Origin of the sequence: Thiocapsa rosea (assembly GCF_003634315.1) — a bacterium.
In the GTDB taxonomy this organism is placed as follows: Bacteria; Pseudomonadota; Gammaproteobacteria; order Chromatiales; family Chromatiaceae; genus Thiocapsa; species Thiocapsa rosea.
The window spans coordinates 115,525-133,694 of record NZ_RBXL01000001.1 but is presented as its reverse complement, the minus strand read 5'-3'; the positions used below and the strand labels follow the sequence as shown (position 1 = coordinate 133,694).

Genomic DNA, 18,170 nt, shown 5'->3' with positions numbered 1-18,170 from the left:
GGCAATCGGGCGCGCGGAATCGGGCGAGCAATCCGTCAACACAACATCGGCCCTTCGGATACTTCACGGAAAAGGCTAGACCACGACCCGTTGTCGGTCAAGCCCGCGCGGGTCGTGCGGGTTGGCTCGCTCGATCGGCGGCGGTCCGACGCTTTTCGGGCGCTACCGGCAGGGCGCAATGATCAGGCTTCAATGAATTAAAGGGCACTGGCGCGGGCATGGAGCCGCCCTTGGGTGCGCAGGACCGTGACGGTGCTTGGCACGATCGACCGATCGTCCACCCATCCAGCCGATGAGATCCGGTGCGCCGGGAACGCCTGGTCGCTGGGAATCGTCAAGCGGAGCTTGGCGTGAAATCTCGTCTATACTGAAATGGATTGGCCCGCCGATCGGATCAAAACGTGTCCAGTCGAGTAACTTGAGTTCGAGTCAGTGGCGAATTGTTATTGCCTCATCACGAATCACTAGTCTGGGGGAAACGATATGCACGGTTTCGAGAATCGCGGTTGGGATGTCCAGCGTGGACGCTTTGTTCAAACGGGCCGCTTCGGCCGAATGTTCCCGGAATTACGCAGCCTCACGGAGTTCAAGCCGGGAGCGGCGGAACTCGGCAAGGTTGGCGGGGCTATGGATGGCGGAAACCCGCCGCCGACCGATACCAGCCAGAATAATCCGCGCATCAAGGCGGGGTATACCTTTCTCGGCCAATTCATCGATCACGATCTGACCCTCGATACCACCTCGGTCCTGGAACAACAGATCGACGTCAATGCCACCCATAATTTTCGCACGCCGGCGCTGGAACTCGATTCGCTCTACGGCCTGGGCCCGGCGGCTCAACCCTTTCTCTACGACCGGAACAATCCGTTTCGCTTCCTGCTCGCGCCCGATGGGCAAGATCTGCCGCGTAATTCGCAAGAGGCAGCACTGATCGGCGATCCGCGCAACGACGAGAACATCATCGTTTCGCAGCTTCACCTGCTTTTTCTCAAGTTCCACAACAAGGTATTCAACGACCACACCGACCCGGCATTGGGCGACCAGGAACGCTTCGAGGCGGCGCAAACCCTGGTGCGCTGGCACTATCAATGGATCGTTCTCAACGAATTCCTGCCACGGACCATCGGCACGAAAACGCTCGCCCGAATCGTGACGGAAAAGCCTTTCACTTATTCGGGCGAGGCGTTCATGCCGGTCGAGTTCAGTGTCGCAGCTTACCGCTTCGGTCACAGCCAGGTCAGGCCCGGCTACCTGATCAATACCCGCGGCGCGGCGCTCTTCCCGGACAATCCCGCAGAACCATTCGGCATTGGCGATCTTCGCGGCGGACGCGCGGTGCCCCCGGAACTGGTGATCGACTGGTCGACCTTCTTTGGCCCGAGCGCTCAACCGAGCAAGTTGATCGACACCAAACTTTCCACGGTCGTGCTTCGCCTCCCGGACACCGTCGTTCCGCCCGACACGCCCGTCTCCCAGCGCTCGCTCGCCACGCGCAATCTCCAGCGCGGCCTGGACGCATGGCTCCCCGCCGGTCAGCACGTGGCCTGTTATCTTGGCATCCCGCCGCTGGACGAAAAGACACTCTGGGCCGGCGTCGACGGCGGCGAGGGATTGGCGCCGCTGTGGTTCTACATTCTGCGAGAGGGCGAGGCGCGCGGCCAAGGACATCGGCTTGCCGGAGTTGGCGCTGAGATCGTCGGGCGCGTGTTCGTGGCCATCCTGTTGGCGGATCGGGCCTCCTTTCTCGCCAGCAATCCAAACTGGACACCGGTTCTGCCCAGTGCCGTTCCCGGGCGCTTCACCATGACCGATCTGGTGAATCTGACGCTTGAAACCGCAATCCCGTCCGAGGCGACGGGTGGCTTGCCGGGTGACGATTGACCTGATGAGCCAGTCGCGACACCGAGTGTCAAGGACTCGCATCTGATCGGATCGCGCATCGCAACCCGTCTGCCAAGGCCCCGCAAGGGGCCTTTCATTCGTCCGGACAGCAGTTTGGCCCGAGACTTGGCAGACGCACGCGCAATCAACCGAGCCAAATTGATCGGCCGCGGCTTTATGGCTCAGAGATCGCCGCTCATAAGATCCTCTTATCGTTGGTCGAGCCCAACGGAAGAAAGCCGGGGTCTCGACTTGCCCTTCGGCCCTCGCGGTCACTAAAATCGTCGATGAGAGAAAAAGAAAAGGCATACCGATATGGCAAAAAAGATGTGGGTCTTTGATCCGCAGGCCGGGGGGCAAAAAATCCCGGATTCAATCAAGCCGCTGCTTACTCGGCGCATCTTGAATCATGCCGCGGAGAATTACGCGGGAAAGTACAATAAGATCGATGTTCGGTTCCGGGGCCAGTTTTGTTACATTGACGCCTACACGGAGCCGTATGTTCCGGCAGATTACGATCCGACGTTTTTCGGGGAATCCCGAGAAGCCCGCATCGAGCGGCTGCGTAATTTTCCGACTCATCTATGTCGCCTTCGATACTTCGGTGATCAGGACCGGTGGTCAATGGCGTTCTATACTTACAGTCACGACGAATACGAGCCTTGCGTTTTCGACAACGGGAGTTGGTATGGGACACCGGAAGAAGCATTCGACGCTTCCGCGATTTATTTAATGGAATAAGATAACCTTTCGGCACTGCCGGAGGATCCGCCGTCGGCGTGGATGTTGGAGAGCCGCCCGTGAGCAGAGTTTACATTCCAACTTCAAGTGCGGAGCAATGGTAGCAATTTCTTGCCGAGCCCGTCAGGCATTGGCGTCGGGGATATTCCGCCCGCACCCTAGCCTATTCGTGGCAGGAGGCTAATGGGGGCCGGCGCAGCAGAGGACAGAATGGTGTCGGTGGGTTCACGTTCCGGTGTCTCGCTTCATCTGGCATGGGTTCGTGGCAATGCCCACTATCTTTCCCGATAGACCGCGGCAGGGCCGATCATCGCCATGTACCGGGACGATCATGATCCGCTAAGGTTCTCTCGCGGGTGTTGTTCATAAGCTCGTCCGGTAGGGTGGACGAGCGAGAGCGAAGTCCACCGAATCCCGCGCCGGCGCTGGTGGACTGCGCTGCGCTTGTCCACCCTACAGATCCCCCCTACAGATCCGATCAGCGACGTGACCGGGGCTGAGCACGAGGCATCATCGGCGCAGTGCGGGGCTGCGCGGGGGTGGTGTCGTCACAAGGAACCGATGCGCCTCGTACCTCAGAACCTGACCTGCACCCGCCAGCTCAGGGTGGTCGAGCCGTCGGCGGGGATCTCAAGCGTCCAGGAGGCGAGATTCGATGCTGCCTTGTCGTGAGGTTGACTCTCGTTCTGCATGGTCCAGTCGCCCGGGATTTGCTCCGTGACCTTGACGTTGACCGGGATCTCTTTGGCGTTTTTCAGCTCCAGCTCGAACGCGGTCTCGTAGGCGTAATCGTAGGCGCTGGTACCGGCGAGCTTCTTGAATTCGGTCTGGCGACGCCGTGCGGTCACGTCGAAGCTCTCGCCGAGCTTGAGCGTGACGGTCTCGTTCTTCGGGGTATGGTCGAGGGCGTCTTCGCCGACGAATTGGGCGTTGCCTCGGCTGTCTTTGGCGTAGACGCGCATGATCCCTTTCGGAAGCGGGATGCCGAGGCTGCCGTCCTTGTTGTCGAAGCGCAGGGTTGCTGCGACCGGCAGCTTGGTCCAGCCGTCCGAGGAGCGGGATTGATAGGCATAGGCTTGGCCGCTCACGACGAGCTCGCGCGTGACCGGCACGCGCGGTGCACTCAGCAAGGCGACCTGCTTGGTCTGGTTGTTCAGAATGTCGGTGGGGCGGGGCAGGGTGTAGAGATGGTACTCGGCGAGACTTTCTTCCTCGGGCATCGCTGCATCGGCAGACATGACCATGCCGCGCGCCATCATCGGCACCGGCACCTGTTGAACGACTTGATTGACCTCCCCTGCCACCAACTGTACCTGAGCGCCGCGATAGGCGATGCCGCTCTGGTTGGTCAGGGTGACCCATCCGTTGATGTCCATCTGCTCTGCGTCGGCGGAGAGATCTGCGACATAGTCCGCCTTCCAGGCGAGCCCGCCGGTTAGGTAGGACAGCTCGAAGAGTCCTTCGCCGCCGGTCGCGGCATTCAGATGCAGAACGAGTGTGGGCTGATCGCGCAGATCCGCCGGCACGTCGGGGAAAGCGAGATGGCCGACGACCTTGGTCTCGATCCGATCGGCATAGCGCAGGACCGGAGCAGGATTCGCGGCGAGGACGATGGCGTCTTCGATCTCCTGCTCCCCCGCGTCGTTGGTGCGGATCACCTGCACGGTTCGCCCGACATATTTCTGGAGCAGGCTTTCGGGGGTCAGCAGATCGAAGTCGAAGTTCTGCTCCAGCAGGTTGACCGACAGTGTCCCCGAGGTCTCGGCGAGTAGGGCGGTTTCGGGTCGGATGCGTTGGGAGACGTTGCGCCATGCGAGACGGTTCTCGGCGGCGTTCAGGGTGGCGCGTCGGCGGTCCTTCACCAGGGCGAGATCGGCATTGTAGATGGTGACCGCGAGCGCTTCTTGGGCGTTCTCGTCGATGCGTTGTTCCTGATCCACGGCGGCTCCGATTGTGGCGAACATCATGAGGCTCGCCGCGATGCCGGCGAGTACGGGCGGGCTCGCGGGTAAATGATGTGGTTCGAAGAGATGCGGTGACTTAGGCATGGTGTGCTCGTCGTGATCGTCGCCTTAGGCTCGGTTCTGTCGGCTCTCGGTCCGGCGGAAGAGGGCGACCTCGAGCCGTTTTCCCCGGGTTCTTGCCGTTTCGGGACGATCGCCGGCGTCGCCTCCGGCCGGTCGGATCAACAAGGCCGACGGAGGCGATCTCTCGGGCTATTTGAAGCGAGAGAAGGCGTCCATGAATGCCTTGCTCGTGGCGTCCCAAGCGGTCTCCATGCCCTTGCGCATGTCTTCCCAGGCCGCTTCGCTCGCGTTGGTCATCTTGCTCAACATCTCGCGGGCTTCGTCCTGTTGTTGCTTCAGGCGCTCCATCTGCTCCTCGTATTGCAGCCTGATGTCGGCCTGTGCACTCTCGGATTTGGCCTGCAGCTTCTCCATGTCCGCGTCCCACTCGTCCATCTTGGCCTTCATCTTTTCGATGTAAACTTTGCGGTCGATCATTGTTGTTTCCTCCATCGAGACTTATCAGGGCATGCACGGATTGCGGGTCGGAGTATTCCGCGTCCCCGTGCCGAAAGCAACCGGGTCCGGCGAGGTCATCGGGTCGGATCAATCCAGCCGAGAGCGATGCCCGTAGATGCGCGACAGCCTGTCCGGGTGGACGCCGAGTGCATAGGCCAATCGCAACGACCACATGAGCAACAGGGTGCGAACGACACCCGTGCTCTCCCAGCGACGCCCGGAGGTGACGACGCGATCACGAACGCACAAGGGTGGGCCGTCGCGCTTGAGTCGACGCGAGAGTGCGATGTCCTCCATCAAGGCGATCTCGGGATAACCGCCGACGCGTTCGAACAGTTCCCGAGCCACGAAGAGGGTCTGATCCCCGGTGGCGATGCCCGTGAGACGCGAGCGTTGGCTCATGCTCCAGGCGATGAGCGTGAAGAGCGGATGGCGGCCCTCGATCCGCACGTCGAAGCGGCCCCAGGATCGCCCGCTGCGCGCGAGCAGATCGGGAAGTCGGAGCAGTGTCTCGATCGGCGCTCGCGTGTCGGCGTGCAGAAAGACAAGAAGATCGCCGCGGGCCGCCGCGGCGCCCGCGTTCATCTGGGCGGCACGGCCGCGCGGCGCGCTCAGAACGCGGTCCGCATGGGGTGCGGCGATATCGGCCGTGCCGTCCGGACTGGCCCCGTCGACGATCAGGATCTCGCCGCCGGCCTTGCGAACCGGCGCGAGTGTCGCGAGAAGCGAGACGATGCCCTTCGCCTCGTTGAGGGTCGGGATAATGACGGAGATGATCGATTGTGTGCGCATCGCTTCGTTAAACGCCTCGGTACTTTCACGCGGATGTGTGGGCTGAGTGTTCATGCTAGCCTCCGCCATGGCCCATGACATCACAGGGAATACGATGAAAGACGCATCAGGTACACCGATCCTCGTCACCGGCGGCGCAGGCTATATCGGCAGCCACGCCTGCAAGCTGCTGCACCACGCCGGTTATCGACCCATCGTCTACGACAATCTGGTTTATGGCCATCGCTGGGCGGTGCGTTGGGGGCCGCTCGAGGAGGGCGATATCCAGGATCGCGCGCGTCTGGATGCGGTGTTCGAGAGCCATCGACCCGCGGCGGTGATGCACTTCGCCGCATTTTGTTACGTCGGCGAATCCGTCAAGGACCCAGGCAAGTACTACCGCAACAATGTTGCCGGGACCCTGACGCTGCTCGAGGCGATGCGCGATCACGGCGTTGCCCCGCTCGTCTTTTCGAGCACCTGCGCTACCTATGGTGTTCCGCGCAGCGAGCGCATTGCCGAGGATCATCCGCAGAACCCGATCAACCCTTACGGTGCATCCAAGCTGATGGTCGAGCGCATGCTCGCGGACTTCGACACGGCCTACGGTCTGCGCGCAATTGCGCTGCGGTATTTCAACGCCGCAGGTGCGGACCCGGACTCCGAAATCGGCGAGGACCATGATCCGGAGACGCACCTGATCCCGCTCGCCATCGCGGCCGCCGCCGGAACCGGACCCGGACTCACCGTCTACGGCACCGATTACGACACGCCCGACGGAACCTGCATCCGCGACTACATCCACGTCGCCGATCTCGCCCAAGCGCACCTCCGGGCGCTCGACGCGTTGCTCGGCGGGGCGTCGAGTCGCATCTACAATCTGGGCAACGGTCAGGGCTTCTCGGTGCGCGAGGTCATCGCGGCCACCGAGCGGGTCACGGGTTTGACCGTACCTGTCGAATACGGTGCGCGGCGTGCCGGGGATCCTTCTCGACTGGTCGGGGATGCGAGCCGCATCCGCAGCGAGTTGGGTTGGGTGCCCGCCTACGCGAGCCTCGATGCCATCATCCGCACCGCGTGGGATTGGCACCGCGGGCCGGCGTTGGAGCGAAAGGGCACGGGTTAGTCCCTTTCGCCGCAAATTTCGAGCAAACCGTCTCGGAATTTTTAGTTGTCGTCCGGAATCCGATTACGACAACGACAACGACAACGACAACGACAACGCATGTAGGGGCGAATGAATTTGCCCCTACATGTCATCCACTTTGCATCAATGCTCGTGCCCGACATACAGTCGGGTGAGCGCCTCGTGATAATCCGCCAGGATCTTGGCCCGTTTGAGCTTCATCGTCGGGGTCATGCGGTCGTTCTCGATCGACCAGGGACAGGCGGCGAGTGCGATGCGGCGGATCTTGGCATGACCGGGGAAGCCGGTGAGCCGGCTCTCGATCCGCTTGTGCAGGATGGGCTCGAGTCGGCCGTCGGCATCGGCGACCATGGGATCGCTCGGCAGTCCTTCGGCCCTCGCCACCTCCATGTAGACCTCCGGGTTCAGCACCACGAGCGCACTCAGGAAGGGACGCCCCTCGCCGATGACCAGGACCTGCTCAAAGAGCGGATCGCCGGTGATGGCCATCTCGATATCCGCAGGCGGAACCTTCTCGCCGTTGGCGAGCACCAGGATGTCCTTGATGCGGCCGGTGATGACGATGTGGCCGTCTTGGACGCGGACCTGGTCGCCGGTTCTGAGCCAACCCTCGCCGTCGAGCACCTCGGCGGTCGCTTGTGGCTGTTTCCAGTAGCCCGACATCACGCCGGGCGAGCGCACGATCAGCTCGTCGAGGTCTCCGATCCGGTACTCGAGTCCGGGCAGCGGCCGGCCGACGCTCTCGGGGATGTTGTCTTCGAGGGGGCTGACGCTGATGACGGGGCTGGTCTCGGTGAGGCCGTAACCCTGGACGAGCGGGACGCCGAGCGCGATGAAGACGCGCGCGATGTCCGGTGCCAAGGGGGCGCCGCCGCAGACGGCAACCCGCAGTCGTCCGCCGAAACGCGCGCGAATCTTGGCGCCGACCAGCGCATCGAGCAGCGGTGCTGCGAGGAGCAGACTCGGGTGCCCCTTCGCGCGGCCTTGGCTGTGCTCGAAGCGAGCCCAACCCGAGCTGACGGCGTGCTCGAAGAGCCGGCGCTTCAACGGGGACTCGCCGTCGAGCCGTTCGCGCAGTTTTGCATGGACCCGCTCGAAGATGCGCGGGACCGCAATCATCACGGTCGGTTGGATCTGCAGCAGATCCTCGGCCAATTGCGGGATCGACCGGGCAAAGGCAACGCTGCAGCCGGCCATGATGGGTAGAACACAGCCGCCGGTGCGTTCGAGGGTATGCGAAAGCGGGAGGAAGGACAGGAAGCGATCATCGGGTCGTGCCGGAATGAGCTTGAGCGATGCCTCGGCGTTCCAGAGGATGTTGCGATGACTGAGCATCACGCCTTTCGGATGTCCGGTCGTGCCCGAGGTGTAGACGATGGTTGCCAAGGCGTCGGGGTTGTCGGCCCGATCGATGGGCCGATGATCGGCGGGGGGCAGCGCCTCGTCGAGCCACTCGCTTACGGCGCGGGTGCCCTCGGGCAGTGCCGCTTCGCCCGGTTCGAGCACCAGCAGACGCTTGAGCTCGGCGAGCGTCGGATCGATTGCGGACAACCGGGCACGTTGCTCGGCGCTCCCGAGCAGCAGGAGGCGAACGCCGGCATCCTCCAGGATGTGCCGGACCGCCTCTGCGCGGTCGTCGGGATAGAGCGGCACCGTGACCAGGCCCAAACCGAGCGCGGCCAGGTCGAAGGCGATCCATTCGCGCCGATTGCGCATCATGACGGCCACACGGTCGCCGGGGGAGAGACCTTCGCGCGTGAAGGCGGCCTGCCAATGCGCGACCGCCCGGGCGGTGTCGCGCCAGGTGGTCTCGATCCAGGTCTGGGTTTTCGCGTCGAATTGAAGGTAGGCCACCGCATCCGGGGTGCGCGCGACGCGTTCAAGCAAGAGGCCGCAGAGGCTGCCTGCCGCCTCGGCCGAGATGAGATCGAGCAGGCGGGTCGAGACGCCTGTCGTTGCGGTTTGTTCGAACAGCAGCATGTCAGTGTCCTCCTCGATAGAGCCCGGCCGGTGTCAACTTCCATCCCCGGTCCGGTCTGAAGTGGCGGCCATGGTCGCGTTGGAGTGTATCGAGACGCTCGCGCATGCGGTTCCAGCCGCCTTGGGCGATCTCGTGAAGCGGGCCGCCGCGATGCGGGGCGAAGCCGGTGCCGAAGACGACGCCTGCGTCGAGCAGGTCAGGATCCTCGACGATGCCCTCGCGCAGGCAGGCGACACACTCGTTGAGCAGGCGGAAGATCAGCCGCTCGGTGAGATCATCCGCCGGTCGGGCGCCGCGCGGGATGGGCTCGCGCATGGCCTGTCCATCGCGGTAACGATAGAACCCTTGTCCGCTCTTCTTCCCGAGCCGTCCGTCCGCGACCATTCGACGCAGCCGCTCGGGCGTCTCTTCCGGGGCGGTCAAGGCGGGTCCGAGCGTGTCGGCGACGGCCAGACAGATGTCGAGCCCGACCGTATCGGCGAGCGCCAGCGGACCCATGGGCATCCCGTAGTCGAGCGCGGCCTTGTCGATGGCGGCAATGGAGACGCCCTCGTCGAGCAGATCGACGGCCTCGAGCAGATAGGGCATGAGGACTCGGTTGACCAGAAATCCCGGACTGCTGCGCACCGGCAGCGGGAGCCGGTCGAGTGCGCGGACCGCCGCGAGTCCGCGCTGAAGCGACTCGGGTCGTGTCGAGGTGCCGTGGACGACCTCGACGAGCTGCATCCGCGCGACCGGGTTGAAGAAATGCAGGCCGATGAGGCGTCCCGGATCCCGGAGACCCTCGCCGATGCGCTCGAGCGGGATGCTCGAGGTATTGGTGGCGAGCAAGGCATGCTCGGAGACGCGCTCCTCCATCTCGGAGAACAGACTCTGCTTGAGCTCCGCCTGCTCCGCGACCGCCTCGATGACCAGGTCGGTGCGTCGCAGCCCCTCGCCGTCGGGGTCCGGGATCAGGCGGTCCCAGGCCGCGCGGACCATCCGGGGGTCACGCAGGCGTTGCTCGAAGAGGCGATGGGCGCGCTTCATGGCTTGTCCGATCTGATCGAGCGAGAGGTCCTGCAGGGTCACTGTCAGACCGCTGAGTGCGCACCAGGCCGCGATGTCTCCGCCCATCACGCCGGCCCCGACCACGTGGATCCGCTGCGGACGCGGGACCTCGACGTCGGACAGGGCCTTGAGCCGTTCTTGGAGACGGAAGACGCGGCGAAGATTCGTCGAGGTCTCGCCGAGCAGCAGCTCGGGTACGCGTCGGGCCTCGCCGTCGAGCAGACCTCGTGCGTTCTCGCCGTTGGCGCGCCAGTGCTCGATCAGAGCGAAGGGGGCAGGGTAGTGCTCCTGCCTGACCTTGGCCGCCGTGCGGCGGGTCATCCGGCGCGCGACCCAGCCGCGCACCGGAGGGAGATTGGGCAGACGCTGCGAAAAGTTCGCCCGGCTTGGTACGGGTGCGGCGCGAATCAGATCGCGAGCGCCTGCCTCCAACTGACGTTGCGGTAGGACTCTATCGACCAGACCCATCCGTTGGGCTTGGCGGGCCGAGTAGGTTTTCCCGGTCAACATGGCCTGCATGGCCGGGATGGGGCCAAGCGTGCGGATGGCGCGCCAGGTGCCGCCGTAGCCCGGAAAGATCCCGAGCCGCACCTCGGGGAAGCCAAGCTTGGTCGCGGGGTCATCGCTTGCGATGCGGTAGCGGCACGCGAGCGCCAGCTCCAAACCGCCTCCGAGACAGATGCCATTGATCAGCGCCAGCGTCGGGATCGGCAGATCCTCGATGCGTGCGAGCAGGGCATGGACCCGGCGGATGTGGCGCTCGGCCTCTGCGGGATTTGCGAGCCGATCGAACTCGCCGACATCCGCACCGGCAATGAATCCCTTGGGTTTGCGCGAATAGATGATCAGGCCCTTAATCGGGTGCGGGTGCGGTCCCGTCTCGATGCCTGGTTCCAGCTCGGTTTCCAGGCCGGTTTCGAGCCCGGTTTCGAGCCCGTTCTCGACTCGGTCGATGCAGGCGTCCAACGCATCGAGTGCGGCGACCGAGAGCAGGTTGACGGCGTGCGACGGGTCGTCGATCCCGAGTCTGCAGAGTCCGTCGGTGGCGTCTTGTTCGATCGTCCAGAGTGTCTTCATGAGATACCTCCTTCGGCTCGAAGCAACAGGGCGCCGCCCTGACCGCCTCCGATACAGAGGCTTGCAACGCCCAGGGCCAGCCCTCGACGCTTCATGGACAGCGCCAGATGCAGGGCCAGACGAGCGCCGCTCGCACCGACCGGGTGACCGATGGCGATGGCGCCGCCCTCCGGGTTCAGGGCATCGTCCGGGATCGCTTGGTCCGGCTCGTCGCCGAGCACCTCTTCGCGATAGTGGCGATCCGACCAAGCCTCCTGGCAGGCGAGGATCTGCGCGGCGAAAGCCTCGTTGATCTCGAAGACGTCGATGTCGCCGGTCGCGAGTCCCTGGCGATGCAGCAGCGGGGCCATGGCGTGGACCGGCCCGAGACCCATCTCGGTCGGGTCGAGCGCCGCCCACTGGATATCGACGAGCTGCGCGATCACGGTCAGATCCCACCGCGCGACCGCCTCCTCGGAGGCCAGCAGGAGCAGCGCGGCGCCGTCGGTGACCTGTGCGCTGTTGCCGGCGGTGACTGCGCCCGTGGGTCGGTCGAAGACCGGGCGCAGTGCGCCGAGCTGCGCGAGATCCGTATCGGCGCGATAGCCTTCGTCTTGAGTATAGGCAGTCCCGTCGGACGCGATGAGCGGCGTGATCTCGGCGGAGAAGACATGGTCGGAGATCGCGGTCCCCAGGCGGTGGTGGCTGCGCAGCGCGAACCGATCCATCGCCTGGCGATCGATCCCGAACCGCCACGCGAGATGCTCGGCGGTCTGCCCCATCGAAAGCCCGACGATGGGGTCGATGAGGCCCTTGAGCAGGCCGATCACCGGGGTCAGATCGTGCGGCCGCAGATGCGCGAGCAGGCGCCCGCGGGCCGTCAGGCTGCGCGCACGCGACCAGCGCCCCAGCCATTCGACGAAGGCACGCCCGAACAAGACCGGGGCCTGGCTCATGGCCTCGGTGCCGCCGGCGAGGACCAGATCGGCTCGGCCGGAACCGATCGACTGCGCCGCGCTGTCCAGGGCCTGAAGCCCGGAGGCGCAGTTGCGCTGGACCGTCCAGGCCGGGGTGCGCTCGCTGCAACCGAGCCGAAGTGCAGCGATTCGGGCGACGTTCATCTCCTCCGGGCTCGGCACCACGCATCCCAGGATGACCTCGTCGATCGCCTCCGCCGGGAAGGGCTGGCGCAGCAGGAGTGCACGGCCGGCGCCGACGGCGAGATCCGCCGCCGTGAAGGGGCCGGGGGTACCGCGCGCCTTCAGAAAGGGTGTCCGGCAGCCGTCGACCAGATAGACCGGCCGGGTGTTCGGGCGTGTGTGTTGGTTCATCGCGTCCTCCAGTCGGAGTTTAGGCCGCTGCTCTCGACTCATCCTGAATCCGCCGCTGCCGTGGCCGGAGCTCGACAAAGCTGTCGACCCCGATGACGGCATCGCGAAGCTGCTCCGCCTCGCGAACCGCTGCCGCGTCTTCTGCAGTGATGAGCCGGGCCGCGACCGCGTCGCGCAGTCGCGTCGCGGCGTCGTGATCGGCTAAGCGGCCCTGTCGAACGGCCGCACGCAGCACGCCCTGGACCTCGTCCGCGTGCGTTGCGGCCGCGAAGGCCAGCTCGATGCGGCCGACGGCCAAGCTCGGATCGCGGCTGTCGAAGATGCCCGCCGTCAGGCGATCGCGCGCCGCGCCCGGCTCCATGATCAGGCGGGCGACACGGTGATCCAGCGCATCGCTCGGCCCCTCGAATGGCAGGCCGGTCGGGAAGGTGACGATCCTCAGGAGTCGCGCGATCCCGCGCCGGGGGAAATTCGGCCAGAGCGCGACCAGCGCCTCCTGGATGCGGATCAGGTGGTCCGCCATGGCCCACTCGACCAGATCCCGGTCGGCCTCCGGTCGGCCCTGATCCTCGTAGTGTTTGAGCGTGCAGGAGGCCATGAACAGCAGGCTCAGGATGTCGCCGAGCCGCGCGGAGAGACGTTCGCGCCGTTTCAGGCTACCGCCCAAGGTCATCATGGCGAGGTCCGCGTTGAGGGCGAAGACGCTGCTCAGCCAGTCCAGGCGCTGATAATGGCGACCCAGCCAGCTTTCGGCCGGCCGTGCGGCGAGACGCCCGCCGGAAAGTCCACCCCGCAGGGTCCGCAAGAGGTTGCGGATCAGGAAACCGATATGTCCGGCGATGGCTCCATCGAAGCGTTCCAACGCGCGCTTCGGATCCGGATCTTCCGCGGCACGAAACTCCTCGAGCACATGCGGATGACACCGCAAGGCACCTTGGCCGAAGACAATCAGATTGCGGGTCAGGATGTTCGCGCCCTCGACCGTGATGGCGATCGGGATCGCCTGATAGACCCGCCCCAGCGGATTGGCCGGTCCGAGACAGATCCCGCTGCCGCCTTGCACGTCCATGGCGTCGTTGATGACCTGCCGAAAACCTTCGGTGAGCTGGTACTTGAGCACGGCGGAGAGTACGGCCGGATGCTCGCCGGCCTGCAGCGCGGCAAGAAAGACCCGGCGCGCGGCGTCCATCTGGTAGGTGCGACCGGCGATGCGCGCGAGTGCTGCCTCAACCCCTTCGAAATCCCCGATCGGTCGGCCGAACTGCGTGCGGATCCGCGCATAGGCCCCGGTGTAGCGTGCGGCCAGCTTGCCGCCACCGGTGGAAAGCGCTGGCAGCGAGATGCCGCGACCCTCCGAGAGCGACTCCATCAGCATCCGCCAGCCCTTGCCGATCCCGTCTTGGCCGCCGATGACCCATTCCACCGGGATGAAGACGCCGCGCCCGACCAGCGGTCCGTTCTGGAAAGGGATGCCGAGCGGCAGGTGACGGCGCCCGCGCTCGATGCCGGGTGTGTCGGCCGGGATCAGGGCGAGGGTGAGGCCGGGCCGCGGGTCGTCGCCGAGTAGCCGGTTCGGGTCGGTCAAGCGGAAGGCCAGTCCGATCAGAGTCGCGACCGGTCCCAAGGTGATGTAGCGCTTGTCGAAATCGATTCGGATGCCGAGTGTCGGACGGCCTTTGAAGACGCCCTGACACGCGATCCCGATGTCAGGTGTCGAGGCCGCGTCGCTCCCGGCCTTTGGGCCGGTCAATGCGAAGCAGGGAATCTCCTCGCCGCTCGCCAGGCGCGGGAGCCAGCGGTCGCGCTGGGCCTGGGTGCCGTAGCGCAGCAGCAGCTCCGCCGGCCCCAGGCTGTTGGGCACCATCACGGTCACCGCAGCGGTAATGCTGCGGCTGGCGAGCTTCATGACGATCTCGGAATGGGCCGCCGGCGAGAAGCCGAGTCCGCCGTAGCGGGCCGGGATGACGAGTCCGAAGAGACGCTCGCGCCGGATGAAGGACCAGACCTCGGGCGGCAGGTCCATGTCCGCGTGCGTGATCCGCCAGTCGTCGAGCATCCGACAGAGCTGCTCCACCGGGCCGTCCAGGAAGGCCTGCTCGGCGGGGCTCAGACGGGCCGGTGGCAGGTTGCGCAAGCGCGACCACGCGGGACGGCCCGAAAAGAGCTCCGCATCCCACCAGGTGTCGCCGGCCTCCAACGCCTCCTGTTCGGTGCGCGACATCGCCGGCATGACGCGCCGGAACTGTTCCAGCAGGTGTCGGGTCACCAGACCCTGCCGGAGCGGGCCGATGAAGGTGACCGCCGCGATCGCCGCGGCAATGGTGCCGAGTGCAATGAGAGTGATGGTCATGTCAGGAGCCCTCGGTCGAGACGGCCTTCTTGGGCTGCGCCATTCCGAAGCGCGGTGTGGTCGGTTTGGAGTCTGTAAGGGATGTCGGCATGCGACGGGGCCGTTTCCGAGCACCCGCAAGGCAGAGCGCCGGTCGATGCTCGACCCGCATGATCGGTCATCCGGGCGGCACTCGCGGCGGCGCGATAGGAACGGCTTCGGTCGCTCAGGAGCACCTGTGTTCTGCACCAGGGCAAGCGGCGATAGAGGCCGATCTCGTCGATCCCGAGGAATGGATATTTGATGATGTCGAAGTAGGGCGAGTAGTCGAAGTCACGCGGCGTGAAGAGACGCGGATTGCGCTTGAAGAAACGCAGGGTGCCGTCGGCGTGCCGATCGATGAAGGGCAAAATCGGAAAATCGACCGCGGCGAAGGACTCAGCGATCAATCCGGCGCAGACCGTGCGGGTCACGCCGCCCGCGTTGACCTGGAAGAGGCTCGAGCGCCAGCGCCGCGGAACGATACCCCAAGGCAGGAAGAACCGGGCGAGGTCGAGCAACTGGCGCACGTCGTAGTCGCTGCCGAGTCGGCGAATGGCGTACCCGATCACCTGTTGCGCGTCCCCTCGGGAGAGACCGTGCGGCCGACAGATCCGCAGATGATCGTTGGCATAGCGGGTCAGCGGGGTGATGCGTGTCCCTTGGCCGACCAGCGCCTCGAGGAGCAGTTGCTCGCTGTGGTCGCGCTGATAGTGCTGCACGACGAGGTTGCGCAGGGTGCGGTCTTCGATATCGTGTAGGCGCCCGAGGTAGAGCGCCGCATGTGTCCAGGCGCTTTGGGTGATCAGCTTGATGATGCCGCCCACACGCGTGCGCCCCTCGACCAGCACCACGTCGCCGGGCTGAAGCTCCTCGCTCAGGCGCTTGAAATCGCACAAGGGAACCTCGTGCGGCTCTCCTTCCTTGGTCAGCCAGCCGATCATCCATCCCCCGATGGGAGCGCGGAGTCGTGTCATGGCGAGTTACCCGACAAGCGAGCTGAGTTAATCACTCAGACCCTTGCCGGGCCGGGAATGTTTCAGTGAAGGTCGGGGCCATCCAACGTGCTCGGTCCTGCCCCGATCGCGCCGCGGCATCCGTCCCGCGATGTCCCGAAGCGGGTGGGGGCGGGATATAGGCCATCTTGTCAGGTCCTCGATGGCGGCAGAATGTATCGACATTGAAGATACGGAGGAGGTCGAAAATGCGTGTCACCGGTAAAAGGCATGTACCGCTCTGCTTGTGCGCGATGCGGCGAGATCCTTGTTGCTCCGCCGATGGAACCCCTCGAGCGGCCGCTGGCCCTTGCGGCTGCGGCGACGTATTATCGCCAGGTGCGCCGGGGTCATGAGACGTCGTGACACCGAAGCACAGGAGACCGGAAAACGCGGTAAACACAACGTCTGGTGTTAATGGAAATCAATCGGAGCGATCTAAAATGAACGTAAAAGAGACGATCACCATTGCGGCTTCGGCCTTGGCCTTGGTCCTGTCGACCGGCGTCGCCGCCGAGAGCGCAAAGGCACTCGAGAAGGCACATGAGAAGGCTGAATCGGACCTGACGCTCGACCCCGCGCACGCGAAGGCGGAAGCTGATCTGAAGAACATGGACGCTAAGGGAGAAAAGAAGCTCGAGGCGGCCCATGAGAAATCCGAAGAGCACCTGAAGGCCATGGACGAGAAGAAATAGGCCGAGAGACGGCCCAGAAGGCCGGTTGCGGTTCCACGACTCCGTCCGTCGACGCATTCGGACGGGCGGAGTCCAGAGACACGCAGTGCAAGTGGCCATCGGCATATTGCGCGCCCATGCGGCCACTGACTGAAAGAGCCTCAGGCTTAGTTCAGAACATCAGCCGCTCGCCGGGTCCACGGCATGGCGCCACGGTAGCCGCAGCCACTGTAAAGATCGAAGCGGCGGTTGAAGCGATGGGCGATCGCGCCCCCATAGCTCGCGGCAGACGCGCTGAAATCGAACCCGTGTTACCCCCTCCGAAGCCGGTCGTTCGACATGGCCTGCATCCGTAGGCCGCTCGTCATCATTTGACTACAATCCGGATTCCGTCACCCGATCGCCGGTAAAAAACCATGGACAACGCGATACAAATGGCGCCCGGGCCACTCCCGGAGCAAGGTTCAATGCTCAGGGTCGCCGAGCCTGCCTCATCAGGACCGATCCGGGTCGCCCTCTATATCGACGCGGATAATCAATCGCCGCAGACTGCATCCTCGCTTGTTGATTTGCTGTGCGCTGGACTGGGCGCACGCATCGTTCATGCGACGATTGCGGGGAACTCCGACGGAAAAGTCAGCGCGGGCTGGTCGGCAAACCTGCGCGAGCAGATTCCCGCCCTGCCGATTAGTATGATTGTTGTGCCCTGCCGCAAGGATGCGGCGGACGCCGCTCTGATTCTGGCTCTGGGGGCTGATATTGCCGACCACCTTCGGCTCGGCACCCGTGTCGTGTTGGTCTCTCGCGATGCATTACTCCTTGCCGCAGCTGAGCGTGCCAGATCGGCCGGGTGCCGGATCTATGTGGCTTACAGCGACTCCGGAAGCCTAACCGCGCGAGATCCTGGGCTCACGACCTTTTTGCTCCCGGCACTTTCTGCCTCGGGCGCACAAGCAGAGAAGCCGCCGCTGGTTACGTTCGTGCCTAAAGCACCTGCGGAACCATCCGCACCGAAAGCAGAGGTTGCAAAGGTGATCGCTCAGGTGCGAGGCATGTGTAAACAACAGCCTGGAGGCGGATACAGCGCAACGGATGTTGGACAAGCCCTCGCAAAAATCGGTTACAAGACACCCGCTGAGCGCAAACGAGTCATCGCGACCTTTCCCGGACTTCGGGAACGAGGAGCCCACCCCCACAAGCTACTGGTCTTCTAATCATGGTCGCCGTCAATTTCAGTGCTCCGGACGCGTCAAGCTAGCCTTCAACGCCGAGGAGGTCGTGCGGCAGCCCTTCACCGCATCCTGGTCGAGCACTACGGTTACAGCCTGGATCAGTTGGATCAGGCGCGCCGGACCCAGCACGGGCACAAGAACCGGCGTGCCGACATCGTGATCTGGGAGTCAGCTGCGGACAAAGCGGCCAACCGCGTGCCGGTGATGGTGGTCGAGTGCACGACCGACAGCATTGAGATCCAGGAGCGCGACTACTACTTCCGAGCGGCTCCATTGGCGTGCCTACGATCTGGACTGAAGAGCTGCACGACCTTCAGGCCCAACCCGGTGACCGGCGAGATTCTGAGCCACGATCGCGAAGCCCCCACGCCGGAGGAGTCGGGGTCCTGCTGCGGATCGGATCGGGAGGGGGACTGAG

Annotated in this window: 14 protein-coding genes and 1 pseudogene; 7 read left to right on the top strand and 8 right to left on the bottom strand. The window is 64.4% G+C overall.

Annotation, left to right across the window (positions count from 1 at the left end):
• Window positions 1–483: 483 nt before the first annotated feature.
• The 3 genes and pseudogenes from BDD21_RS00610 to BDD21_RS29145 form a co-directional block, all read left to right on the top strand.
• On the top strand, window positions 484–1,881 hold the full coding sequence (locus BDD21_RS00610; protein WP_120795503.1) for a peroxidase family protein: 1,398 nt from the start codon (window positions 484–486) through the stop codon (window positions 1,879–1,881).
• A gap of 327 nt (window positions 1,882–2,208) precedes the next feature.
• Window positions 2,209–2,622: a hypothetical protein gene (locus tag BDD21_RS00605; protein WP_120795502.1), complete on the top strand. Its 414-nt coding sequence runs from the start codon at window positions 2,209–2,211 to the stop codon at window positions 2,620–2,622.
• Between the two features lie 116 nt (window positions 2,623–2,738).
• A pseudogene (locus BDD21_RS29145) lies at window positions 2,739–2,957 on the top strand (DUF6946 family protein); the annotation flags it as partial.
• A 240-nt stretch (window positions 2,958–3,197) separates the two neighbouring features.
• Here BDD21_RS29145 and BDD21_RS00600 read toward each other — a convergent pair.
• From BDD21_RS00600 to BDD21_RS00590, 3 genes are all read right to left on the bottom strand, one after another.
• Window positions 3,198–4,670 carry a DUF4139 domain-containing protein gene (locus tag BDD21_RS00600; RefSeq protein ID WP_342769582.1) on the bottom strand — a complete coding sequence of 491 codons (1,473 nt, stop codon included), beginning with the start codon at window positions 4,668–4,670 and terminating at the stop codon, window positions 3,198–3,200.
• Window positions 4,671–4,838: 168 nt separating this feature from the next.
• The gene (locus BDD21_RS00595; RefSeq protein ID WP_120795501.1) at window positions 4,839–5,126 is read right to left on the bottom strand and encodes a sll1863 family stress response protein; all 288 of its coding nucleotides are present in this window, start codon (window positions 5,124–5,126) and stop codon (window positions 4,839–4,841) included.
• 108 nt (window positions 5,127–5,234) lie between these two features.
• Window positions 5,235–5,993 (bottom strand): TIGR04283 family arsenosugar biosynthesis glycosyltransferase, encoded by a 759-nt coding sequence (locus tag BDD21_RS00590; RefSeq protein WP_120795500.1) that lies wholly within the window; start codon window positions 5,991–5,993, stop codon window positions 5,235–5,237.
• Window positions 5,994–6,033: 40 nt separating this feature from the next.
• On the opposite strand from BDD21_RS00590, the gene galE reads away from it, so the two are divergent.
• Window positions 6,034–7,044 carry a UDP-glucose 4-epimerase GalE gene (galE, locus tag BDD21_RS00585; protein WP_120799668.1) on the top strand — a complete coding sequence of 337 codons (1,011 nt, stop codon included), beginning with the start codon at window positions 6,034–6,036 and terminating at the stop codon, window positions 7,042–7,044.
• A gap of 144 nt (window positions 7,045–7,188) precedes the next feature.
• On the opposite strand, the gene BDD21_RS00580 is transcribed toward galE, so the two are convergent.
• From BDD21_RS00580 to BDD21_RS00560, 5 genes are read right to left on the bottom strand one after another with little or no spacing between them, the layout of a single operon-like run.
• Window positions 7,189–9,045, bottom strand: a complete 1,857-nt coding sequence (locus BDD21_RS00580; RefSeq protein ID WP_120795499.1) for an AMP-dependent synthetase/ligase — start codon at window positions 9,043–9,045, stop codon at window positions 7,189–7,191.
• 1 nt (window position 9,046) lies between these two features.
• Window positions 9,047–11,173, bottom strand: coding sequence for a 3-hydroxyacyl-CoA dehydrogenase NAD-binding domain-containing protein (locus BDD21_RS00575; protein WP_120795498.1), 2,127 nt, complete (start codon window positions 11,171–11,173; stop codon window positions 9,047–9,049).
• Entirely contained in the window at window positions 11,170–12,483 is a 1,314-nt protein-coding gene (locus BDD21_RS00570; protein ID WP_120795497.1) for an acetyl-CoA C-acetyltransferase, read from the bottom strand. Before BDD21_RS00570 ends, BDD21_RS00575 begins: the two co-directional genes overlap by 4 nt.
• A gap of 19 nt (window positions 12,484–12,502) precedes the next feature.
• Complete coding sequence (locus BDD21_RS00565; RefSeq protein ID WP_120795496.1) at window positions 12,503–14,833, bottom strand: acyl-CoA dehydrogenase; 2,331 nt, start codon at window positions 14,831–14,833, stop codon at window positions 12,503–12,505.
• The gene (locus tag BDD21_RS00560; protein WP_211334951.1) at window positions 14,830–15,828 is read right to left on the bottom strand and encodes a YiiX/YebB-like N1pC/P60 family cysteine hydrolase; all 999 of its coding nucleotides are present in this window, start codon (window positions 15,826–15,828) and stop codon (window positions 14,830–14,832) included. Before BDD21_RS00560 ends, BDD21_RS00565 begins: the two co-directional genes overlap by 4 nt.
• A 461-nt stretch (window positions 15,829–16,289) precedes the next feature.
• On the opposite strand from BDD21_RS00560, the gene BDD21_RS00555 reads away from it, so the two are divergent.
• The 3 genes from BDD21_RS00555 to BDD21_RS00545 all read left to right on the top strand — a co-directional run bounded on the left by BDD21_RS00555 (window position 16,290) and on the right by BDD21_RS00545 (window position 18,169).
• On the top strand, window positions 16,290–16,541 hold the full coding sequence (locus BDD21_RS00555) for a hypothetical protein (protein WP_120795494.1): 252 nt from the start codon (window positions 16,290–16,292) through the stop codon (window positions 16,539–16,541).
• A gap of 446 nt (window positions 16,542–16,987) precedes the next feature.
• Window positions 16,988–17,734: an NYN domain-containing protein gene (locus BDD21_RS28175; RefSeq protein WP_211334950.1), complete on the top strand. Its 747-nt coding sequence runs from the start codon at window positions 16,988–16,990 to the stop codon at window positions 17,732–17,734.
• Window positions 17,735–17,755: 21 nt separating this feature from the next.
• A complete protein-coding gene (locus BDD21_RS00545; RefSeq protein ID WP_211334949.1) occupies window positions 17,756–18,169 on the top strand; it encodes a type I restriction enzyme HsdR N-terminal domain-containing protein in 414 nt (137 codons plus the stop codon).
• Window position 18,170: the final 1 nt, after the last annotated feature.

Coding starts and splice junctions, on each gene's coding strand:
- BDD21_RS00605 (WP_120795502.1), top strand. CDS start 2,209: ATGTGGGTCTTTGATCCGCAGGCCGGGGGGCAAAAAATCCCGGATTCA.
- galE (WP_120799668.1), top strand. CDS start 6,034: ATGAAAGACGCATCAGGTACACCGATCCTCGTCACCGGCGGCGCAGGC.
- BDD21_RS00595 (WP_120795501.1), bottom strand. CDS start 5,126: ATGATCGACCGCAAAGTTTACATCGAAAAGATGAAGGCCAAGATGGAC.
- BDD21_RS00575 (WP_120795498.1), bottom strand. CDS start 11,173: ATGAAGACACTCTGGACGATCGAACAAGACGCCACCGACGGACTCTGC.
- BDD21_RS00560 (WP_211334951.1), bottom strand. CDS start 15,828: ATGACACGACTCCGCGCTCCCATCGGGGGATGGATGATCGGCTGGCTG.
- BDD21_RS00610 (WP_120795503.1), top strand. CDS start 484: ATGCACGGTTTCGAGAATCGCGGTTGGGATGTCCAGCGTGGACGCTTT.
- BDD21_RS00565 (WP_120795496.1), bottom strand. CDS start 14,833: ATGACCATCACTCTCATTGCACTCGGCACCATTGCCGCGGCGATCGCG.
- BDD21_RS00570 (WP_120795497.1), bottom strand. CDS start 12,483: ATGAACCAACACACACGCCCGAACACCCGGCCGGTCTATCTGGTCGAC.
- BDD21_RS00555 (WP_120795494.1), top strand. CDS start 16,290: ATGAACGTAAAAGAGACGATCACCATTGCGGCTTCGGCCTTGGCCTTG.
- BDD21_RS00590 (WP_120795500.1), bottom strand. CDS start 5,993: ATGAACACTCAGCCCACACATCCGCGTGAAAGTACCGAGGCGTTTAAC.
- BDD21_RS00580 (WP_120795499.1), bottom strand. CDS start 9,045: ATGCTGCTGTTCGAACAAACCGCAACGACAGGCGTCTCGACCCGCCTG.
- BDD21_RS00600 (WP_342769582.1), bottom strand. CDS start 4,670: ATGCCTAAGTCACCGCATCTCTTCGAACCACATCATTTACCCGCGAGC.
- BDD21_RS28175 (WP_211334950.1), top strand. CDS start 16,988: ATGCTCAGGGTCGCCGAGCCTGCCTCATCAGGACCGATCCGGGTCGCC.